At 64.0% G+C, this 22,265-nt stretch carries 19 protein-coding genes; 14 read left to right on the top strand and 5 right to left on the bottom strand.

The window, feature by feature from the left end; genetic code table 11:
- Window positions 1-2: 2 nt before the first annotated feature.
- From LPB260_RS21770 to LPB260_RS21725, 10 genes are all read left to right on the top strand, one after another.
- Window positions 3-389 carry a PaaI family thioesterase gene (locus tag LPB260_RS21770; RefSeq protein WP_208707940.1) on the top strand — a complete coding sequence of 129 codons (387 nt, stop codon included), beginning with the start codon at window positions 3-5 and terminating at the stop codon, window positions 387-389.
- A gap of 220 nt (window positions 390-609) precedes the next feature.
- Complete coding sequence (gshA, locus tag LPB260_RS21765; RefSeq protein ID WP_208707939.1) at window positions 610-2,190, top strand: glutamate--cysteine ligase; 1,581 nt, start codon at window positions 610-612, stop codon at window positions 2,188-2,190.
- Between the two features lie 111 nt (window positions 2,191-2,301).
- A complete protein-coding gene (rmf, locus tag LPB260_RS21760; protein WP_208707938.1) occupies window positions 2,302-2,505 on the top strand; it encodes a ribosome modulation factor in 204 nt (67 codons plus the stop codon).
- Window positions 2,506-2,847: 342 nt separating this feature from the next.
- Window positions 2,848-3,366: an Hcp family type VI secretion system effector gene (locus LPB260_RS21755; RefSeq protein WP_108490538.1), complete on the top strand. Its 519-nt coding sequence runs from the start codon at window positions 2,848-2,850 to the stop codon at window positions 3,364-3,366.
- A 175-nt stretch (window positions 3,367-3,541) separates the two neighbouring features.
- On the top strand, window positions 3,542-5,647 hold the full coding sequence (tssI, locus tag LPB260_RS21750; protein WP_208710108.1) for a type VI secretion system tip protein TssI/VgrG: 2,106 nt from the start codon (window positions 3,542-3,544) through the stop codon (window positions 5,645-5,647).
- Window positions 5,644-8,856, top strand: coding sequence for a hypothetical protein (locus LPB260_RS21745; RefSeq protein ID WP_208707937.1), 3,213 nt, complete (start codon window positions 5,644-5,646; stop codon window positions 8,854-8,856). Before tssI ends, LPB260_RS21745 begins: the two co-directional genes overlap by 4 nt.
- Window positions 8,853-9,200, top strand: a complete 348-nt coding sequence (locus LPB260_RS21740) for a hypothetical protein (protein WP_208707936.1) — start codon at window positions 8,853-8,855, stop codon at window positions 9,198-9,200. The genes LPB260_RS21745 and LPB260_RS21740 overlap by 4 nt, the downstream gene beginning before the upstream one ends.
- Entirely contained in the window at window positions 9,197-10,105 is a 909-nt protein-coding gene (locus tag LPB260_RS21735; protein WP_256625536.1) for a hypothetical protein, read from the top strand. Before LPB260_RS21740 ends, LPB260_RS21735 begins: the two co-directional genes overlap by 4 nt.
- Entirely contained in the window at window positions 10,077-10,529 is a 453-nt protein-coding gene (locus tag LPB260_RS21730) for a hypothetical protein (protein WP_208707935.1), read from the top strand. The genes LPB260_RS21735 and LPB260_RS21730 overlap by 29 nt, the downstream gene beginning before the upstream one ends.
- A complete protein-coding gene (locus LPB260_RS21725) occupies window positions 10,520-11,479 on the top strand; it encodes a hypothetical protein (RefSeq protein ID WP_208707934.1) in 960 nt (319 codons plus the stop codon). The genes LPB260_RS21730 and LPB260_RS21725 overlap by 10 nt, the downstream gene beginning before the upstream one ends.
- Before the next feature lie 28 nt (window positions 11,480-11,507).
- Here the strand turns inward: LPB260_RS21725 and argA are convergent, their stop codons facing one another.
- The 4 genes from argA to LPB260_RS21705 form a co-directional block, all read right to left on the bottom strand.
- A complete protein-coding gene (argA, locus tag LPB260_RS21720) occupies window positions 11,508-12,806 on the bottom strand; it encodes an amino-acid N-acetyltransferase (protein ID WP_208707933.1) in 1,299 nt (432 codons plus the stop codon).
- Between the two features lie 148 nt (window positions 12,807-12,954).
- On the bottom strand, window positions 12,955-14,106 hold the full coding sequence (gene argE, locus LPB260_RS21715) for an acetylornithine deacetylase (RefSeq protein WP_208707932.1): 1,152 nt from the start codon (window positions 14,104-14,106) through the stop codon (window positions 12,955-12,957).
- A gap of 69 nt (window positions 14,107-14,175) precedes the next feature.
- Entirely contained in the window at window positions 14,176-15,444 is a 1,269-nt protein-coding gene (locus LPB260_RS21710) for an inorganic phosphate transporter (RefSeq protein ID WP_208707931.1), read from the bottom strand.
- Window positions 15,445-15,482: 38 nt separating this feature from the next.
- A complete protein-coding gene (locus LPB260_RS21705) occupies window positions 15,483-16,160 on the bottom strand; it encodes a TIGR00153 family protein (protein ID WP_208707930.1) in 678 nt (225 codons plus the stop codon).
- A 113-nt stretch (window positions 16,161-16,273) separates the two neighbouring features.
- Here LPB260_RS21705 and LPB260_RS21700 point away from each other — a divergent pair, with 113 nt between their 5' ends.
- Window positions 16,274-17,638: an inorganic triphosphatase gene (locus LPB260_RS21700; RefSeq protein WP_208707929.1), complete on the top strand. Its 1,365-nt coding sequence runs from the start codon at window positions 16,274-16,276 to the stop codon at window positions 17,636-17,638.
- 70 nt (window positions 17,639-17,708) lie between these two features.
- Here the strand turns inward: LPB260_RS21700 and LPB260_RS21695 are convergent, their stop codons facing one another.
- The gene (locus LPB260_RS21695) at window positions 17,709-18,176 is read right to left on the bottom strand and encodes an Lrp/AsnC family transcriptional regulator (protein ID WP_208707928.1); all 468 of its coding nucleotides are present in this window, start codon (window positions 18,174-18,176) and stop codon (window positions 17,709-17,711) included.
- A gap of 127 nt (window positions 18,177-18,303) precedes the next feature.
- Between LPB260_RS21695 and LPB260_RS21690 the strand changes: the two genes are divergently transcribed.
- From LPB260_RS21690 to LPB260_RS21680, 3 genes are all read left to right on the top strand, one after another.
- The gene (locus tag LPB260_RS21690) at window positions 18,304-18,639 is read left to right on the top strand and encodes a hypothetical protein (protein ID WP_256625535.1); all 336 of its coding nucleotides are present in this window, start codon (window positions 18,304-18,306) and stop codon (window positions 18,637-18,639) included.
- A 116-nt stretch (window positions 18,640-18,755) separates the two neighbouring features.
- Entirely contained in the window at window positions 18,756-20,540 is a 1,785-nt protein-coding gene (locus LPB260_RS21685) for a GspE/PulE family protein (protein ID WP_208707927.1), read from the top strand.
- 19 nt (window positions 20,541-20,559) lie between these two features.
- A complete protein-coding gene (locus LPB260_RS21680; RefSeq protein WP_208707926.1) occupies window positions 20,560-22,257 on the top strand; it encodes a diguanylate cyclase in 1,698 nt (565 codons plus the stop codon).
- Window positions 22,258-22,265 lie beyond the last annotated feature (8 nt).

Genomic DNA, 22,265 nt, shown 5'->3' with positions numbered 1-22,265 from the left:
CCATGAGCACCACCTCCCCGGTCGGCCAGGACAGCGCGTTCAGCAAGCTGCTCGGCATGACCATCGACAAGGCCGAGAACGGTGAATCCCAGGTGCGCATGAGCATGCAGGATCACCTGCTCAACCTGCACGGGCGCATGCACGGCGGCGCGCTGTTCTCGCTGATCGACACCGCGCTCGGCCAGGCCAGCCACAGCCTGTTCGGTGGCCAGGCCGGCAGCATGACCCTGGAGTGCAAGGTCAACTACATCCGCGCGGTCGAAGAAGGCGAGATCGCCTGCAACGCCCGCGTGCTCAATGCCGGGCGCAAGGTGCATGTGCTGGAGGCGCGGGTGCAGCAGGGCGACAAACTGGTCGCCACGGCCCAGGCCACCTTCATCTGCAAATGAGCCGCACCTGGGGCCGGGATGGATCGGGGCGAGAAGCGGGTCGCTGAGGCGCAAGCGACCTTCGCCTGGGTATAACTGCATCCGTCCCGGCTGGTCTAGGGTAGGCAGACGGCAGTCCGCTCCGGCGGGCCACGGCGCAAATCGCCGTTACCGATTCCCCCTTGTAGAGCAAGCGTTCCACCCCCATATTGGGCCGATCGACGCGTGAAGGAATGCAATCTTGAGCGACCTGTTCTCCCGCCGCCTGGCCCTGCTCGGCGAGCGCGCCAACCTCTCCCTGCTTTCCCAGTGCTTGCACGGCATCGAGCGCGAATGCCTGCGCGTCGACAGTGACGGCCAGCTGGCGTTGACCCCGCACCCGCAGAAACTGGGCTCGGCACTGACCCACCCGCAGATCACCACCGACTACTCCGAGGCACTGCTGGAGTTCATTACCCCGGCCGAGCCCGACCCGGCCACCACCCTGGCCGACCTCGAGCAGATTCACCGCTACGCCTACAGCAAGCTCGACGGCGAATACCTGTGGAGCCCGTCGATGCCCTGCGCCCTGCCGGACGAGGAGACGATCCCGATCGCCCGCTACGGCGACTCGAATATCGGTCGGCTCAAGTACGTGTACCGCAAGGGCCTGGCGCTGCGTTACGGCAAGACCATGCAGTGCATCGCCGGCATCCACTACAACTTCTCCCTGCCAGACCGGCTGTGGGCCGTGCTGCAGCAGGCCGAAGGCGACCCGCGCAGCCCGCGCGACTACCAGTCGGCGCGCTACATCGGCCTGATCCGCAATTTCCGCCGCTACAGCTGGCTGCTGATGTACCTGTTCGGCGCCTCACCGGCGCTGGACGCCGGCTTCATGCGCGGCCGCCCCCATGGCCTGCAGCAGCTCGACGCCGACACCCTGTACCTGCCCTACGCCACCAGCCTGCGCATGAGCGACCTGGGCTACCAGAGCAACGCCCAGGCCGGCCTGACGCCCTGCTACAACGACCTCGGCAGCTATATCGACAGCCTGCGCCAGGCCGTCGCCACGCCCTACCCCGCCTACGTCGAAGCCGGCACCCACAAGGATGGCGAGTGGCAGCAGCTCAACACCAACATCCTGCAGATCGAGAACGAGTACTACTCGAATATCCGCCCCAAGCGCGTCACCGCCAGCGGCGAACGGCCGATCCAGGCGCTGATGGCTCGCGGCGTGCAGTACGTCGAGGTGCGCTGCCTGGATATCAACCCCTTCCTGCCCCTGGGCATCGACCTGAACGAAGCGCGCTTCCTCGACGCCTTCCTGCTGTTCTGCGCCCTGCAGGACAGCCCGCTGCTGGAGAGTGACGAGTGCCACGCCTGCACCGACAACTTCCTTTCGGTGGTCAAGGAGGGTCGTCGTCCCGGCCTGCAGCTGCAGCGCCAGGGCCAACCGGTGGCGCTGCAGCAGTGGGCCGAGGAACTGCTCGCGCAGATCCAGCCACTGGCCGAACTGCTCGACCACAACCTGGGCGGCGACGCCCACGAACAGGCCCTGCAGGCGCAGCGCGCCAAGGTCGCCGACACCAGCCTGACGCCCTCGGCCCAGGTGCTGGCCCAGCTGCAGCAGGGCGAAAGCTTCACCCAGTTCGCCCTGCGCCAGAGCAAGCAGCACGCCGAGTACTTCCGTAGCCAGCCGCTGAGCGCCGAGCAACAGGCCGCACTGGAGGCGGCAACCGCCCGATCGCTGCGCGACCAGGCGGAGCTGGAGGCCCAGGAAGAAGGCGACTTCGACAGCTTCGCCGCGGCCTACCAGGCCAGCATCCTGGCCCTGGCGGTTTAGTCGATCCGGTCACAAAAAACGCCAGCGGCGTCAAAACCGGGACCGGCGGCCCGGTAATCACCGGCCGGCGCGGCTAGCATGGGCACAGTGAACGTAACGCGAGCTGTGCCCATGGCGTCCGACGCCCAACCCGACGATGACCGCCAGTGGAGCCTGGAGAGCCTGAACAAGGCTTACCAGCAGGGCTACATGGCCGGCCTGACCGGCCAACCCACCAGCAACCTGCCCTATACCGCGGAAGTTCCCAGCGCTGCCTGGGAGGCCGGCTGGGATGACGGCCACGGCCAACTGCTGCGCCAGCAGAAGAGCGCCTGAACCAACGCCGCTCGCCCTGGCCCATCAAGCTGCAGACCTACAGCCCCCCGCGCTGTCGCCGAGTGCGCAATTTATTGCGCACCCCACCTCACACAAGACTGTGGATAAGCCCGCCGAGCGCCTGCCCTGGCTGCCCCTTAGCGGTACTGCGCAAGCTCCTGCGCAGGCCTGCGCCAGACTCTGCGCAATATTTCGTGACGCCCTTCGCAACAGCCTGGCAAGGCAATCGAACAGATATCGCAAGTAATTGTTTTTAAATGATTTTTAATTGATGGCACGGTACTCGCTATAGACCCGGCTCCCGGATCAACTGGATCCATGAACCAGGCAAGGAGAGCACTCATGCCAACACCCGCGTATCTGTCCCTCGAAGGCACCAAACAAGGTCTGATCACCGCTGGCACCTTCACCGAGGACTCGGTCGGCAACATTTTCCAGGAAGGTCACGAAGATCAGATTCTGGTTCAAGCCTTCAACCACCAGGTGATCATCCCGCGTGACCCGCAGTCCGGCCAGCCGACCGGCCAGCGCGTGCACAAGCCGCTGATGATCACCAAGGTGTTCGACAAGTCCTCGCCGCTGATCTTCAACTCCCTGACCTCCGGTGAGCGTCTGAGCAAGTGCCGCCTGGAGTGGTACCGCACCTCCTCCACCGGTACCCAGGAGCACTACTTCACCATCGAACTGGAAGACGCGGTGATCGTCGACGTGCAGTCGCGCATGCCGAACTGCCAGGACCCGAACATGTCCCACTTCACCCACCTGGAAGACGTCTACTTCACCTACCGCAAGATCGTCTGGACCCACGAAGTCTCCGGCACCTCCGGCTCCGACGACTGGCGTACCCCGATCTCCGCCTAAGGTGATCGAGCGGTAATGCTGACCTCGGCCAGGCATCGTCCTGGCCGAGGTGTTTCAGCAGCAAGGAAATCCGCGAAAAAGTCGAGTCCGCACGTTCACCTGGCTGCGCCTGGGTTATAACGGCGGCGCTGCGCGCACTGACGCGGCTCATGGAACGATGGAAGAGGAACAACGGATGTTCGCCCAGGCCAACCAGACCCATTTCAGCCTGGAGATCGCGGGCGTGGCCCACGATTTCCAGGTCCTCGCGTTCAGCGGCCGCGAGGCGCTCAACCAGCCCTTCGAGTTCGAGGTGGAACTGGTCAGCGAACGCCCCGACCTCGACCTGGAAGCCCTGCTGCATGGCCCGGCCTTCCTCGCCCTGTCGCCAGCCGGTAACGGCATCCACGGGCAGATCTACCGTATCGCCCAGGGCGAGTCCGGCAAGCGCCTGACCCGCTACCACCTCAGCCTGCGCCCGCAACTGGCCTACCTGGCCCATCGCATCAACCAGCGCATCTTCCAGCACCTTTCCGTTGTGAAGATCATCGGCCAGGTGCTCGAGGAACACGGCATCCAGGCCAATGCCTACCACTTCCAACTCGGCTCGGTGTACCCCGAGCGCGAGTACTGCGTGCAGTACGACGAGTCCGACCTGCACTTCGTCCAGCGCCTGTGCGAGGAAGAAGGTATCCACTACCACTTCCAGCACAGCACAGACGGGCATGTACTGGTCTTCGGCGACGACCAGACGCCCTTCCCCAAACTGGCCCCCACCGCCTACCAGCAGGACAGCGGCCTGGTGGCCGACGAACCGGTGATCAAGCGTTTCGGCGTGCGCGTGGAAACCCGCACGAATCGAGTGACGCGCCGCGACTACGACTTCGAGAAGCCCAAGCTGCTGCTCGAGGCCGGCGCCAAGAGTGCGTTCGTACCCGACCTCGAGGACTACGACTACCCCGGCCGCTTCGTCGAACGTGAGCGCGGCAAGCACCTCAGCCAGCGCGCCCTGGAACGCCACCGCCACGACTTCGAACTGGCTGAGGGCGAGAGCGATCAGAGCCTGCTGGTCAGCGGCCACTTCCTGGCCTTCACCGACCACCCACGGCCCAGCTGGAACGACCTCTGGCTACTCACCGAAGTGCACCACGAGGGCAAGCAGCCGCAGGTGCTGGAAGAGGCCGTGACCAGCCACACCGATAAGGCCGACGGTTTCCAGCGGGGCTGCCTTCAGCAGGGCTACCGCAACCGCTTCAGCGCCACGCCCTGGACCGTGCCCTACCGCCCGCGCGTGCGCCACCCCAAGCCGCGCATCCTCGGCAGCCAGAGCGCCGTGGTCACCGGCCCGGCGGGCGAAGAGATCCACTGCGACGAATACGGCCGGGTCAAGGTGCAATTCTTCTGGGACCGCCACGGCCAAGCGGACGACAAGACCAGCTGCTGGCTGCGCGTGTCCAGCAACTGGGCCGGCGACCGCTACGGCGGCATCGCCATCCCGCGCATCGGCATGGAGGTGCTGATCACCTTCCTCGAAGGCGACCCCGACCAGCCGCTGGTGACCGGCTGCCTGTACCACAAGGAACACGTGGTGCCCTACGACCTGCCGGCGAACAAGACCCGCACTGTATTCAAGACCCTGAGCAGTCCCGGCGGAGGCGGCTACAACGAACTGCGCATCGAGGACCGCAAGGGCCAGGAACAGATCTATATCCATGCCCAGCGCGACTGGGACGAGAACATCGAGCACGACCAGAAGATCCGCATCGGCTCTGAGCGCCACGACACGGTCGAGGCCAACAGCTACAGCGAGTTCAAGGCCGAAGAGCACCGCACCACCCACGCCGACCGCAAGAGCGAGATCAAGGCCAACGACCACCTCAGCGTCGGCAACAACCAGCACATCAAGATCGGCACCGGCCAATTTATCAACGCCGGTAGCGAGATTCATTTATCCAGCGGGCAGAAAGTGGTGCTCGAAGCCGGCAGCGACCTGACCCTCAAGGCCGCCGGCAGCTTTATCAAGCTGGATGCCGGCGGCCTCACCCTGGTCGGCCCGGTGATCAAGATCAACTCCGGCGGCGGGCCGGGCAGTGGCTCGGGGGCAGCGCCGATATTACCGATCACTCCCAAGCCCGCCGATACCGCACCGACCGGGGAAAAGACCGGCAAGGCCAACGTCAATCCGCTGTTGCCGCTGGCGAACCTGGGCGAGCAAGGGGCACAACAACTGATTGTCGATGTCTGGGGCGACCCCGGCATGGGTGGCCAAGTACAACTGCTCGACCCGGAAGGTGATGCATGAGCGAGCTAAAAGATCAGCCCATCAAGCAGGGCACGCGAAAACGTGCGGAGTACGAAAATACGCGCCGTGCTCGATTAGCTCTGAATATCGAGCGCAGCGATGGCGGCACGCTGAAGATCCCCGTTGAATCAGATATGCGCAGTCACGAAGAAGAGCCGGAGGTTCAGCAGAACACCTTTCTCGCCGTTGTGCCCATGGCGCGGCTGCCGGGTTATGAGAAATACGATGAGGCCCCAAAAGGCGGACTGCTGCGCCCAGGTCGCCTATATATCTTCCGGCAGGGCAAGCTATGGCGCGAGTTGGAAAGTGATGGTCAGGGCCAGCTGTTTGAGGTTGATGTTGCGCACTGGCGCAAAACGGCACAGAGCGGCGGCAAGGCGGATGAGCGTAAGCCTGTTGGGGCTAAGCAGCATCTGATTCTTGTGCCCATGTTGTTACAAGGGCGTTTTGTTGGTGACCAGCTTGCCATGGCCTACAGCGAGTTGCCCTGGACTTGGGAGTACATCGAGTGGCTAGAAGCCAGCTCCGGACGGATCAAGCAACGTTGCCAGAACATCGCACCTGCTTGGGCTGCTGCTGTTGTAGGTCCTGAGCAATGGAAAGCCACTCAAGCGATGCCAATTATTCAGATCACACGTATTAGCAAAGGTATGTGTGCCCGTGAGTTGCATCTTGAAACCCTGCTTGAAGACCCTCTGCTATTCAATGCAGGTCTCACTGAGCTGCCAGCTACCTCGTTGGTTAAACAACTTGAACAGCGACAGAAAGAACTGGCAGGTTTTATTCGGACCACGCCACCCGACCCATTGCCCGTACTGCCGCCCAGCAAAGACTTGCTGGCGGAGTACCAGTTGCGCGGTCATCCGCAACTGGTTGGCGTGATGCTCGATGACCCCATTTTCGCCCTGCGCCATGCTGTCGCTCAGTCGCGGTTATGTGCTGAGCTGTTGCAGACCCTCAACGCCTTGGTTCCGCATCAGCCCTTCGGCCGTTATGCCGAGGTGCTTTACAGCGAGGCCATGCCTGTAAACGGTCCGCTGCAAGAGTTCAAAGAGCACATCGATATTGCCGCGCTTAAAAAAGCCACCTTGCATGCTGAGCGCGAGCAAGCCCGTGGGCAGCTCTATCGTCAGCAGGAGCGTGTGCTCAAGGTGGTCGAACGACTGCCTGCAGTGTGGAACGACTTTCTCCACAGCCACGATGAACGTCTGCTGGAACCCTATGCCCAGCTGAGCGAGTTGCTGGAGGTGCTCAACCGCTCGCCCAAGGGCTGCGACCCGCGCTGCATTGAAGCCCAGGATATGAAGGTCAGTGCTAACGTGGAGAAACTCAGCCGTCAGCTGATCAAAGCTACCCATGCGCTAACCAAAGGTTTATTGGCCAATACCCAGGGTGAGCTGCCAGAAACTGCCAAACGCCTACAGGCCCTTGCGGCCAGCGGTATGGCCGTCAACCCTGAGCGTTTAGGCCTGAGTGCCCTGAGCTTTCTCAACAACGCCTATATCGGCCAGAACTTGGCAGCAGCCCTCGACGAGTTGCTCAACCATGTCGCCACGGCCAGTGCGCTGGCGGTCAAGCGCATCAGTGCGAGCAGCAGCGTTACTCAGGTACAACTGCACCGCAGCTTCGCCCCGACCTTCGATGTGCTGAGCCACCTGCACAGCCGGGCCAAGAGGCTGAAACTGATGCCTCAAGGCGAGGCCCTGGCCAAGAATATGGTGGTACTGGGCGTGCACGGCGACGGCTTCAGTTTCGGCATCACCGCGGCCGAACGCGCCACGTTGACACGCGACAATTACCTCTACGCCAACCTAGAAGCGAAAAATGGCAAGGTGCAGACGACCAGCAGCGACAAGCTAGCGGAGCGTTTGGGCTTTGCCCGGAAAGACCTGGGGCAGGTCATGGTGGTGGCTGCGGAGGCTAACGATCCGCTGGTCGCCGACTACAAACAATGGCGTGCCATGGCTGGTCACCTGGATACGGCCAAGGCCCTCGCCAACAGCAAGTCGATACCCGTACTGGCAACCGTGTGTGCGGGGTTTAGTTTGTATGCCAATACTGTTGAAGCGAGGACACTACTGAAAAACAAGGAAGATTACCGCTATTTGGGAGGCTTCTTGAGCGGCTTAGCTGATCTTGGCCTGGCTGCCAATAACGTTGCACTTAAATTGCTAACCGATGCAAAAAGGACCGGAAACCCCTGGCATGTGTTCTGGGAACGGGGGCGTTTCCAGACATCCGGCTTCTGGGCAGACAACCTGCTAAAGCGCACCGGTAGCACATGGCTCAATGTGTCGAGTGTCGGCTCATTTATCGCGATGGGCGTTTTTACCGCTGGTTTGTTTGTCTGGGACGCCGGGCGCGCTCTATGTGACGGCGACGACGATGTCGCCATGGCCAATATGATCGCTGCCAGCGGCTCGGGTATCTGGGCACTCTATACCATTGGCCTGCTGGCCAGCCCCTGGTTGCTCGGGCTGGGGGTCGGCTTGCTGGTGGCCGGGGTTATTGGCAGCGTGTTACTGGCCGATAGCGCGGTAGAACAGGCCATCAAGCACGGCCCCTTCGGCACCAAGCAGCGCCTGCCACAGATGACCGATCCGCTGCTGGCCTACCAACAGCTGCTCGGCGCACTGGGTGAGCCCCGCGTGCATATCGAGCGCTTGCAGCATTGGCAGGAAAAAGCCAGCGCGGCAGACAATGCCCGCTTGCAAGATGCACAGAACGAAGCACGCATATACCTGAGGCCGAAAGACTGGGTGGTGGAACTGCGCACCCCGTTGCTCGGTCAGTTCCGCAATGGCGTCGACTTCAACCTGTTCGCGAGGGAAGTACTGCGTACCCGCAGCCATGCCTCTGGCTGGTCCTATCGTTATCAGCCCATTTCCAAGCAAAAACTCGGGGCGGTTGTGCTGGACGGCAACCGCTTGCTCTTTGTATTGCCCGCGCATTACGCCGTGCCCACGGAAAGCGATCCGTTGCGCTACCGGCAGGCGATTGAATTCAGCCTCAAGGTCTACGGCCAGTTCCAGTTGGGCGAAGCAATGTGCCGTGCGGACGACCCCTTTCCCGGTTATAACCGCATCACCTTGCCCCAACCAAAACCGCGCAACTGGCAACCGCTTGCTGCGAGTACACCCAGAGACCGCGACGACGCCGATGACGTAGCCTATTGGCTGATCACCCAAAGGGACTTTGCCAAAGTATGAATGCCCCCATAACTCCAGAAGCGGCCTATGCCGCTTCGGCTTATCGCAGCAATGCCATCCCCGCCCAGCCGCCGCATAAATGGTCGCAGGATGCCAATCGTACTGGCCCAACCCGCACCCAGTTGCTCTGGGGGCATTACGCCAATCTGGAGCCGTGGCAGAATGTAGATGCCCAGTTGCAGTCCGGCATGCGTGACTATCTAGACGAAAAAAAGGAAGACGATCTTTATATCAATCAAAAGCGCTGGAACTTTGATAGCGCCAGCAAATGGATGATTTTATTTCCGTACCTAAAATGGACATCAATTTTATATGCCCCGTGGGCCATATGGGGGGGGCCATGACTGGTGCATTCTCACCGCAACTTCAGAATATGACAGCGCAGAGCGGCACTACAACTCCAGCAGTTTTACTCAGTTCGCTCGGCTTGTTTGCATTCATAATGATTGGATTAAGTCATTGGTATATTTGGGGGCGGGACAAGCCGCGCTATAAAAACTACTTGGCGCAGACCTGTGCAGGGTTTGTCGTGGCTCTATTAGCATCGCTGCTTAATTTCCCACAATTAGAAGATGCAACTAGTCTCTGGTTATGTTTCTTCATGGCCTTTAGCGTCTTTATGGGCCTGATCGGCTGGGACTACTTACAAGACCTCTACCTGCGTGTATTTGCCCATGACGGCAGCGGCTTTAATCGCCAGACCGGTATGCTCACTATTGGCCGGCGCTTTCAGAAGCCTTTCAGCGCGCCGTTCTATGAGTTCGACGCCACCCTGGAGTTTCGCCCCGGCCCCCACGGCAACAGCGGTTTCGCCATCTGGCTGCACCACCGCTATACCTCGGTCGAGGTGTTTCTCGGCGCCAAAATTCAATCCCTGGGCATGAGTCTGGAAGAGGCCCTGGCGTTCTGGGATACCCTGCAACGCTATATGGACGTAACTCAACCCTTACCGGAACTGCCCATACTCGAACAGTTCCGCCACCTCGACCCCACCACCGCGGAACACGACCGCCAGAGCAAACGCGACCCGCGCTGCTGGCGCGATATGCCTTATCGGGCCTGGGAGCGCCGTGGCCGTGCAGAGATGATAAAGCGTAACCGCGATTACAACTGGCAAGAGCAGCCCTGCATCCTTCAGTCCAAGATCGACCATAACCTAAGCATCGAAACCTATTACCGCCAGCAGGAAGCCAAAGGCATCCACGCCACACCCAAGGGCGATGACTACGACAATATCCACCGGGGCTGAACATGAAAGTCAATCGTGTCCCGGCAAGCTGCACAAGGACCTGTTCCCCGTTTATTTCGACGCCTACCGGCTGAATGAGCTGAACCCCTACCGTGGCATACAGGAAATCACCTACCTGATCCTGCGCCTGCCCGGCCAAGCCGCCCTGACCGACGATATGCTCCACTTCAAGGGCGAAGAAATTTGGGGCGGTCTGTTCGGTTTCGGCAGCCTGCGCAAGCCGGTGGAATGGACCGGCAAGGACTTCGACCGCCATGCGGGCACCCGGGTCAGCACCGAACCCGGCGTCGCCACCTACAGGCGCGTCTACCATCAGGACCGCGACGGACGCGATCTCAATAAAATCAGCGGCAAACTAAGTTACTCACCCCTGGAAGGCCTTACCCTGCCCCCAGTCGACATCGAGGACATCGCATGGCTCTAAGAGACCTTATCCAGCAGGCGCGGGAAAGATACGGCCAAGTACCTAGCGTAGTGTTGACGGCCAGCCAGGCCACGGGCGAACAGCCCCTGGAGCTGTTTATCACCGATGAACACACCGAGCATTACCTGACATTACAGGCAGGCGGCGATAGTGATAGAGGCATGGCAACAGGCTTACTTGGCGGAATTGGAGGGGCCATGCTCTTTTTCTGCATACTAGTTTTAGCGTTGTTTTCCGGAAAATGGAGCCTTGTACCTTTCTCACTCTGGTTCTGCGTCCCTGCCTTTGTGATTCCCTTTGTTTGGGAAATCAGCCGCCCCCTCCCACTACCTATCCTCTTTAACCGCCGCACCCGCGAGGTCTATTTCGACCATAACGGCGAGCTCTACCACAGCCCCTGGGACGGCATCCAAGCCGTCGCCTGCGAGTTTCAGATCGTCGGCCCTTACACCGCCGGCATGAACAACGCGTCCCTGGAGCTACTCGTGCGCCGTCTCGGCGAGCCGGACAACGCTCTGATGGTCAGCCTCGGCGCGCCCATGGGCAAGTCGCTGGCCATGCAGAAAGGCTTCTGGGAATACATCCGCGCCTATATGAACAACGGCCCCTGGTTCGACAAGGACGGCAACCACAGTGAGTCGGATGCCTTTGTCAAAAGCCAGCTGGCGGCCCATACGAAACCCACGGGTTTCCTGGTGCACTCGCGCAAGACCATAGCGGAGAAGAAAGCGGCGGCAGGCAGCAAGAACTACCTCAGCGGGATCGATGTCGCCTTGTTCCTCGGAGACCTGCTCTTCTACCCGATGAACTGGATTCAGGAGTTCACCTACAACGTCGCCAAGCGCCGCTCGCGCAACCGCTGGCCGCAGATCGTCACCGAGCGCCTGCAACCCGACGGCCCCACCACCCGGCTGATCGATCTTGAACGCGAGCGCGGGCTGGACGTATAGAGGCCGGAGCTTTAGCGGCCCCGCCCGACTACAACGCCTTCTCGAACACCTGCGAGTTGCGCTGGAAGTTGTAGAGCGAGGCGCGCGCCGCCGGCAGGCGGTCGACGCTGCTGGGGACGAAGCCGCGTTCGCGGAACCAGTGGGCGGTGCGGGTGGTGAGGACGAACAGGGTCTTGATGCCCTGGCTGCGGGCGCGTTCCTCGATGCGCTCGAGCAGTTCGTCGCCGCGGCCGCCGTGGCGGTAGGACGGGTTGACCGCCAGGCAGGCCAGTTCGCCGAAATCCGAGTCGGCGATCTGGTACAGCGCCGCGCAGGCGATGATCATGCCGTCGCGCTCGACGATGCTGAACTGCTCGATCTCCCGCTCCAGCACCTCGCGCGAGCGGCGCACCAGGATGCCCTGCTCTTCCAGCGGGCTGATCAGCTCGATCAGCCCGCCGACGTCCTCGATGGTCGCCTCGCGCAGCGATTCGAACTGTTCCTGGTCGACCAGGGTGCCGCCGCCGTCGCGGGTGAAAAGCTCGGTGAGCAGCGAGCCGTCGTCGGCATAGCCGACGATGTGCGCGCGCTTGACCCCGCCGCGGCAGGCCTGGGCGGCGGCATCGAGCAGCTCGGCCTGGTAGCTGTTGCCCAGGCGCGCCAGGTAGGCCGGCACCTGCTGCGGGCGCAGTTCACGCACCAGCTTGCCCTGTTCGTCGAGAAGGCCGCGCTCGGGGCTGAACAGCAGCAGCTTGTCGGCGCCCAGGTCGATGGCGGCGCGGGTGGCGACATCCTCGCAGGCCACGTTGAAGATCTCCCCGGTCGGCGAATAGCCGAGCGAGGACAGCAGCACGATGCTGCGCTCGTCGAGCAGGCGGCCGATGCCCTTGCGGTCGATGCGGCGCACCTCGCCAGTGTGGTGGTAGTCGATGCCATCGACCACGCCGATGGGACGGGCGGTGACGAAATTGCCACTGGCCACCCGCAGCCTGGCGCCATGCATGGGCGAGGCGGCCATGTCCATCGACAGGCGCGCCTCGATGGCGATGCGCAGCTGGCCGACAGCGTCGATCACACACTCCAGGGTGGCCCCGTCGGTGACCCGTAGATCGCGGTGAAAGTGCGGGGTCAGGCCGCGCGCGGCCAGGCGCGCCTCGATCTGTGGTCGCGAGCCGTGCACCAGCACCAGGCGCACGCCGAGGCTGTGCAACAGCACCAGGTCGTGGACGATATTGCCGAAGTTCGGATGGGCAACGCCATCGCCCGGCAGCATCACCACGAAGGTGCAGTCGCGGTGGGCGTTGATATAGGGCGAGGCGTGGCGGAGCCAGTTGACGTAGTCGTGCATTGCTGAGGAAACCTGTAAGCCGTGAAAGGAACGCATGAACGGAGCGCGGCACGCGCCCGGTGAAGCAGCCGGCGGCACCCGCTTTATCGTCGCAGTTGGGGCAGCATCACGCGTTCTCTCCTTCCGCTGGCAAGGGTCGGGGCCGGGCTCAAGGGGCCGGGCTCAGGCAGTAGTGTTGGATCAGTTCACGCAGCAGACGCACGCTCGGCTCGATGCGTGACATCTCCAGGTATTCGTTGGGCTGGTGGGCGCAGTCGATGTCTCCCGGGCCGAGCACCAGGGTCTGGCAGCCGAGCTGTTGAAGATAAGGCGCTTCGGTGGCGAACGCCACCGCCGTCGCCGGATGGCCGGTCAACTGCTCGGCCAGGCGCACCAGTTCGGCATCGGCGGCCTGCTCGAAGGGTGGCACGCTGGGGAACAGCGGCGCGAAATCGATCTTCACCTGATGCTGCTCGGCCAGCGGCTGCAGCTTCTGCCGAATCGCCGCACGCAACGCCTCCGGCTGCATGCCCGGCAGCGGCCGCAGGTCGAACTCCAGGGAGCACTGGCCGCAGATGCGGTTGGGGTTGTCGCCGCCGTGGATGCAGCCAAGGTTGAGGGTCGGCTGCGGCACGCTGAACTGTGGGTTGCAGTACTGGCGCTGCCAGTCGCGGCGCAGCTGCATGAGTTCGCCCATCACCCCGTGCATCGCCTCCAGGGCGCTGTGGCCGAGGCTAGGGTCGGAGGAGTGGCCGCTTTGTCCGAGGATGTCGATGCGCTCCATCATGATGCCCTTGTGCAGGCGGATCGGCCGCAGGCCGGTCGGCTCGCCGATCACCGCGGCGCGGCCCAGCGGCCGGCCGGCCTCGGCCAGGGCGCGGGCGCCGGACATCGAGCTTTCCTCGTCGCAGGTGGCGAGAATCAGCAGCGGCTGCTGGAAGCGCTGGGTCAGCAGGGGCTGCACGGCCTCGATGATCAGGGCGAAGAAACCCTTCATGTCGCAGCTGCCGAGGCCGAACCAGCGGCCATCGGCTTCCGTCAGTTTGAGCGGGTCGGTCTGCCACAGCTCGGCGTCGAAGGGCACGGTGTCGCTGTGCCCGGCCAGCACCAGGCCACCCGCGCCGCTGCCGTAGCTGGCCAGCAGGTTGAACTTGCCGGGCTCGACCTCCTGCACTTCGCAGGCGAAGCCGAGATCGGTGAGCCAGCTGGACAGCAACTCGATCACCGGGCGATTGGACTGGTCCCACTGCGCCTGGGTGCAGCTCACCGAGGGCGCGGCGATCAGCGCGGCGAATTGCTCTTTGAAGGAAGGCAGGGTCATCGACGGTCTCCGCTGGCGATGCTCCCATCATAGGACCATCGCCAGCACAGATGAAACCGCCGAGTCGGATCAGACGCCGCCGAAGATGGCGCGCAGGGTCAGGAAGAACAGGATCGACAAGGCCGCGCCGACCGGCAGGGTGATGATCCAGGACATGAAGATCTTGCCGATCACGCCCAGGTTCAACGCGCCGATGCCGCGGGCGATACCGACGCCCAGCACCGCACCGACCAGGGTGTGGGTGGTGGACACCGGCAGGCCGATGGCCGAGGCGCCAACCACGGTGGTGGCGGTGGCCAGCTCGGCGGCGAAGCCGCGGCTCGGGGTCAGCTCGGTGATTTCCTTGCCGATGGTGGCGATCACCTTGTAGCCGTAGGTGGCCAGGCCGATGACGATACCGATGGCGCCGAGCAGCAGCACCCAGCTCGGCAGGGCTGCCTTGGCACCGACCGCTTCGCCGCCGGACTGGATCACCCCGACGATGGCCGCCAGCGGGCCGACCGCGTTGGCCACGTCGTTGGAGCCGTGGGCGAAGGCCATGGAGCAGGCGGTGAAGATCATCAGCACGGCGAAGACCTTCTCCACGCTGGCGTAATGGAAGCCCTTGTCGGCCTCGATGTCGATCTTGATCCGGCTGAGCAGGGCGATGCCGAGCAGCATCACCGCGGCGCCGACGGCCAGCGACAGGAAGAAGCCCTCGCTGGCGGACAGGTTCAGGCCGATGTGCTTGAGGCCCTTGGTCACGGTCATGATCGACACCATGAAACCGGTGAGGAACATGTACACCGGCACATAGCGCTTGGCGTTGAGGAAGGGCTTGTCGGTGTCGATGATCAGCTTCTGCACGCTGACGAACACGCCGAAGGCCACCACGCCGGACAGTACCGGGGAGACCACCCAACTGGCGACGATCGGCCCGACCTTGCTCCAGTGCACCGCATCCATGGACACGCCGAAGGCGGCGAAGCCGATCACCGCGCCGACGATGGAGTGGGTGGTCGAGACCGGCCAGCCGCGGGTCGAGGCCACCAGCAGCCAGGTACCGGCCGCCAGCAGCGCCGACATCATGCCCAGCACCATCAGCTCGGGGCTGATTATCGATGCGTCGACGATGCCGCTCTTGATGGTTTCGGTGACCTGGCCACCGGCCAGGTAGGCGCCGCAGAACTCGAAGACCATGGCGATGAGAATCGCCTGCTTGATGGTCAGCGCCCGGGAGCCGACCGAAGTGCCCATGGCGTTGGCGACATCGTTGGCGCCCACGCCCCAGGCCATGAAGAAGCCGAACAGGCAGGCCAGCAACAGGAGTACGAGGCCGTAGTCCGCAATCAGAGACATAATTTAGATTCCGTTGATCCCAGAAAGGACACTGGCGCTTAGCGCGCCAGCAGTTGTTCCAGTCGGTTGCCCACTCGTTGGGCACGGTCGGCTACATCGCCGATCCAGTCGATGATCTGATAGAGAAACATCACATCGACCGGCGGAAGCTCCTTCTCCAGCTTGAACAGTTGGCGGCGCACGTCGATCTGCAGGTTGTCGGTGTCCTGTTCGATGACACCCAGCTCCTCGATCAAGGTTTCCACCAACACCGCTTCACGACCGGCGAAGCCGGTTTCCAGCAGCTCGTCCAGCTCGTTCATGGCCTTCAGCGCCTGGGCGCTGGCGTCCACGGTGCGCTGCACGTAGCTGCGCATGATCGGCTGCAGAGCCTGAGGAATCATCATCTCGCGGCCCAGCACGAGCCCGGCGATGTCCTTGGCGCGGTTGGCGACTTTGTCCTGTACACTCAGCAGCTCGAGCAGATCCGAGCGCGGTACGGGCAGGAACAGGCTCTTGGGCAGGTGCAGGCGCACGCTTTTCTTGAGCTTGTCGGCTTCGTGCTCCAGGCGCGACATGTCCTGTTGCACTTGCTCTACCTTGGCCCAGTCTTCGGCCATCACGGCCTCGAAAAAGGGTACGAGATTCGCCGCACACTCGTGGGCCTTGGCAATGTGCTGCTGCATCGGTCCGATCGGCGAACGACCAAACAGGCTGACAAAGGGATTGACTGGCATAGGGTGAACCCTGGTTTTTCCAAAGGCGGCAAGTATACGGATCGTTCCCGGTGCCCGCCATCGCACGTCATCGCACCGTCACAATTTCATAGTAGGCGCTTAAGTTTCCCACCATGGTCAAAGAAACCGAAATCAAACTGCGGGTCAGCCGCGACACCCTGACCGCCCTGCGCGAGCACCCGTTGCTGAAGAAGCGTAACAAGAGCGGCTGGGAGCAGTGCGAGCTGTTCAACCAGTACTTCGACACCCCCGAGCGCGCGCTGGCCCAGGCCAAGGTCGCGCTGCGCCTGCGCCGCGATGGCGAGCAGTTCATCCAGACCCTGAAGACCCGTGGCCAGAGCGTCGCCGGGCTGTCCGAGCGCAACGAGTGGGACTGGTCCCTGGGCAAGGCCAAGCTGGACCTGAAGAAGCTCGACGACAGCTGCTGGCCGGCAAGCCTGGCCGAACTCGACAAGCAACAGCTCAAGCCGCTGTTCACCACCGACTTCGTCCGCCAGCGCGCCGAGATCGCCTGGGGCCGCGGCAAGGCCAAGGTGGTGATCGAGGCGGCGCTGGACCTCGGCCAGGTGGTCGCCGGCGACCAGCAGGAGGAAATCTGCGAACTGGAACTGGAGCTGCGCCAGGGCGAGCCCGGCGCGCTGCTGGAGCTGGCCGCCGAGCTGGCGGCCGACCTGCCCTTGATGCCGTGCGACATCAGCAAGGCCGAGCGCGGCTACCGGCTGTTCGATGCCGGCAGCTACGCCCTCAGCCTGCCGGCACCGCAACTGACGGCAGAAACCAGCCTGGACGATGGCTTCGCCGCCCTGGCCTGGCACCTGCTGGGCAGCAGCCAGCGCCTGGCCGAACAATACCGCTTCAACGGCCACTGGCGCCTGCTGGTGGACTGGCTGGAGCAGCTGGTCGACTTGCGCGCGCTGCTCGGCAGCCTTGGTCAGGCGGCGCCGCGAGCCAGCAGCAGCGAGCTGCGCCAGCGTCTCGACGCCCTGCTGAATGACTGGCGCCCGCGGCTGCTGGCCGGCCAGCACGACGAGACCGTGCGGCAGAACGCGCCGGGACAATTCGCCGCCGAGCTGGACGACACCCGCTGGGGCCAGTTTTCCCTGCACGCCTCGCGCTGGCTGCTGGCACGCAGCTGGACCGCCGAGCGCAACAACCGCGGCAACCGTCAGGGCGCCGCCCCGCTGGGCAACTGGCTGCCGACACTGGTCGCCGAGGAAGGCGCCGCGCTGCAGCTCAAGCGCTACCAGCAGCAGCCGGAAGACCTCGGCGAGCAGCTGCCGCGCATCGAGCGCCTGCTCGTCTGGCTGCGTCTGGCCAGGGACCTGCTGGAGGTGCCGGAGGTCGACCGCCTGTACGGCGAGTTGAACAAGTACCACCTGCTGGCCCTGCAGCCGCTGGACGAGGAGCAGCGCCAGCTGCGCGCCAGCCAGGCGCAGATCCTGCAAAGCCTGAAGGCCTGGAAAGCGCTGGTCAGGTAGCCCCGCACGCTGCGCCCAGGCGCACGCCGGCGCCCTCTCGCCAAGGGGGGGCGCCGCCCCCTCTGCTGCCCTAGCCCAGGGGCAGGCTGGTGGTGGACTTGATCTCCGACAGGGCGACGATGGAGTTGACCTCCTGGATCCCCGGCAACAGTGACAGCTTCTCGAAGAAGAAGCGCTCGTAGGCCTCGATGTCGCGGGTGACGATGCGCAGCATGAAGTCCATCGAGCCCATCAGCACGTGACACTCCAGCACCTCGGGAAACTCCTCCATGGCCGCGGCGAACTCGGTGAGGTTGGAGCGGCCGTGGGCGTTGAGCTTGATCTGGGCGAACACCTGGGCGTTGAGGCCGACCTTCTTGCGCTCGAGCAGGGTCACCTGGCGGCGGATCACCCCTTCCTCCTTGAGCCGTTGAATGCGCCGCCAGCAGGGCGATTGCGACAACCCGACGCGTTCGGCGATCTCCGCGGTGGAAAGCCCGGCATCTTCCTGCAGCAGGGCGAGAATGCGCCGATCGTAGGCATCCAGGACAACGGACATAAATTTTCCTCGAAATCGACAATATCCGGCAAGACTACCCACAAACCTGCCCGCATGACAGATAACCAGGCAGAACTTTCGCCCCTGAAAGGACGAAACTGGAAAAAAGTCACCCCGAGATACCGCCATGCCCGACACCACGCCCTTGCCCACCCCCTGCAATCGCCGCGATCCCTGGCAGGAGCGCCCCGAGCACAGCATCGAATACCGGCTGCGCACCGAGGCCGACGCCGACGTGCTGTGCCGCCTGCTCGGCCTGTTCGCCCAGTTGCAACTGCTGCCCCAGCACCTGCAGGCACACCAGCAGGACGGCGACCTGCATGTTCAGCTACGGCTGCCGGGCCTGTCGCTGCACCGCGCCGGGGTGCTGGCGAACAAGCTGCGCGGCCTGGTCTGCGTCTGGCAGGTCGACTGGCGACGCCTGGATCACAGCCTGGCGCCGGGGGCCGCTCGCACTGGGTAATGGGTCACGTCGCAGCACTTCGCTCCAGCCGGGTTTTTCGGGCATCCTAGCGCTAGCCACGGAAGACGCCCCCCCTGGCTATGCTTGACCCCAGGCCGCGCTACCGAGGAGCCCGCATGTCCGCCTTTGCCCCCACCACCCAAGACCGGGTGCTCGAACTCAACGACCTGTTGCGTGAGCTGGTCGGCCAGGGCCGGGTCGATCAGGACAGCGCCGAGCAGTGCCTGGCGATCCGCCGCAGCGCGGTGAAGAACCAGCAGCATCCCCTGGAGTTCCTCGCCGCGCAGCAGCTCGACGACCTCAAGCGACCGGGCAAGAAGCTCGACCTGGAAAGCCTCACGGTCTGGCTGGCGGAATTCGCCGGCCAGCCCTACCTGCGCATCGACCCGCTGAAGATCGATGTCGCCGCCGTCACCCCGCTGATGTCCTACGCCTTCGCCCAGCGCCACAAGATCCTCGCCGTGGCGGTGGACAGCGAGCAGGTCACCATCGCCAGCGCCCAGCCCCTGGTACACAGCTGGGAAGCCAACCTGACCCATGTGCTCAAGCGCCCGATCAAGCGGGTGGTGGCCAACCCGGCGGACATCCAGCGCTTCACCGTGGAGTTCTACCGCCTGGCCAAGTCGGTCAGCGGCGCCACCGCGGTGGACCAGAAGATCAGCGGCAGCGGCAACTTCGAGCAGCTGCTGAGCCTCGGCGCCCAGGACCAGGAGCCTGACGCCAACGACGCGCACATCATCAACATCACCGACTGGCTGTTCCAATACGCCTTCCAGCAGCGCGCCAGTGACATCCACATCGAGCCGCGCCGCGAGCAGGGCAGCGTGCGTTTTCGCATCGACGGCGTGCTGCACACCGTCTACCAATTTCCGCCCCAGGTGACCATGGCGGTGGTCAGCCGCCTGAAGAGCCTGGGGCGGATGAACGTCGCCGAGAAGCGCAAGCCCCAGGACGGCCGGGTCAAGACCAAGACCCCGGAAGGCGGCGAGGTCGAGCTGCGCCTGTCCACCCTGCCCACCGCCTTCGGCGAGAAGATGGTGATGCGCATCTTCGATCCCGAGGTGCTGCTCAAGGGCTTCGACCAGCTGGGCTTCTCCGCCGATGACCTGAAGCGCTGGCAGAGCATGACCAGCCAGCCCAACGGCATCATCCTGGTCACCGGGCCGACCGGCTCGGGCAAGACCACCACCCTGTACACCACGCTCAAGCAGCTGGCCACCGACGAGGTCAACGTCTGCACCATCGAAGACCCGATCGAGATGATCGAGGGCGCGTTCAACCAGATGCAGGTGCAGCACAACATCGACCTGACCTTCGCCAGCGGCGTACGCGCGCTGATGCGCCAGGACCCGGACATCATCATGATCGGCGAGATCCGCGACCTGGAGACCGCCGAGATGGCGATCCAGGCGGCGCTCACCGGCCACCTGGTGCTCTCCACCCTGCACACCAACGACGCCCCCAGCGCCATCACCCGCCTGCTCGAACTCGGCGTGCCGCACTACCTGCTCAAGGCCACCCTGCTCGGGGTCATGGCCCAGCGCCTGGTGCGCACCTTGTGCCCGCACTGCAAGGCGCCGCACGACCTGGACGAGAGCGACTGGCTGAGCCTGACCAAACCGTGGAAAACCCCCATGCCGAGCGGCGCGCACCAGGCCGTGGGCTGCCTGGAATGCCGCGACACCGGCTACCGCGGTCGCGCCGGGGTCTACGAGATCATGCTCCTCGGCGACTCGATCAAGCCGCTGATCACCGCCGACACCGATCTCATCGCCCTGCGCCGCCAGGCCTTCAAGGAAGGCATGCGCAGCCTGAGGCTGTCCGGCGCGCAGAAGATCGCCGCGGGGCTGACCACCATCGAGGAAGTGCTGCGCGTCACCCCGCAGAGCGAGCAGCGCTGATGAGCAGGCGGAGCGCCCCATGAGCGCACACCTGCTCCGGCTGTTCTGCCTGGCCTGGCTGCTGTGTCTACCAGCCCAGGCCCTGGCCTGGCTCGAAGTCGCCGAGCAGACGCAGCCCCTCGGCCGGCACCTCAGCCTGCTCAGCACGCCCGAGCCCATCGGCCTCGAGGCCGCCATCCGCGCCCGCCAGGCCGGCGCCTTCCAACCTTCGCCGCACGCCGTGCCGCGCCTGGGCATCGGCGCAGCCGCCCACTGGCTGTACCTGCCGCTGATCAATCCGTCCGATCAGCCGCTGCGGCGCACCCTGCAACTGGGCAAGGCCTGGATCGACCAGCTGGATGTTCACCTGCTGAGTGACGGCCGCGTGCTGCATCAGACGCACGCCGGGGACGGGCAACTGCAGGGGCTGCAGGCCACCCCCGGCATGGACTACCTGCTGACGCTGGAGCTGCCGCCGGGGCGCTCGGAACTCTACGTGCAGGCCTACAGCGCGGACCCCTTGATCCTTCCCGTGCGCCTGCTGAGCGACAGCGCCCTCGAGCACGCGCGCACCAGCACGCAATACGGTTACGGCGCCCTGTACGGTTTCATGCTGGCGCTTATGGCCTACAACCTGATGCTCTATGCCGGCCTGAAGGATCGCAACAACCTCAACTACTCGCTCTACCTCGCCGCCTTCATCCTGCTCAACCTGTCCTACACCGGCCATGCCGGGACCTGGCTGTGGCCGGACTCTCTGCTGCTCAAACGCTACGCCAACCCGGCCCTGATGAGCGCCGTCGCCTGGCTCGGCCTGCACTTCGCCCGTCATTTCCTCGACCTGGATGCCCATGCGCCGCGTCTGGCCCGCGCCGTCAGTCGTGGCGCCACGGCCAGCGTGCTACTGCTGTTGCCCTGCATCGCCTTCGACTGGCACGCCACGGCCCTCTGGCTGGCCTTCGCCAGCGTGCTGATCTACACCCTGCTGATGGTGGTTCTGGGCGTCATCAGCCTGCGCCGCGGTCGGCTAGCCGCCCGTTACTTCCTCGCGGCGACCCTGTGCGGCATGCTCGGGACCGCCCTGACCGATCTCAGCGTATGGGGCCTGCTGCCCTTCACCGAGCTGACCTACCGCGCCGTGGATATCGGCATTGCCCTGGAAGCCACCCTGCTGGCCCTGGCCCTGGCCTACCAGATGCGCCAGCACCAGCACGCCCGGCGTCAGGCCGAATCCCTGGCGCGCACCGACCCGCTGACCGGCTTGCTCAACCGCCGCGCCTTTCTCGAACAGGGCAATGCCCTGTGGAGCACGACGCGGCGTCATGCGCAGCCGCTGGCGCTGATCATGTTCGACCTGGATCACTTCAAGGACATCAATGACCGCCATGGTCACGACACGGGCGACAGTTGCCTGATCGCCACCGCCCGCCTGCTCACCCAGCAATGCCGCACCGGCGACCTGCTGGCGCGCTGGGGCGGTGAGGAATTCCTGCTGCTGCTGCCCAATACCAGCCTCGACGAGGCCCTGGTGCTGGCCGAGCGACTGCGCCAGGCCATCGCCAGCCTGAGCCTGCATGGCCGCGATGCGCCCTTGACCCCGAGCGCCAGCTTCGGCGTGGTCAGCCGCGAGCAGCAGCCCCACCTGGAACAGCTGATCAACACCGCGGATGAGCGTTTGTACCAGGCCAAACAGGACGGCCGTAACCGGGTTTGCGGCCCCCAGGCGAGCTACAGCTGAACGCCGGA

This window comes from Pseudomonas sp. LPB0260 (assembly GCF_013388395.1).
Note: the sequence above shows the minus strand (reverse complement) of the source record. Positions and strands in the feature narration are given on the sequence as shown.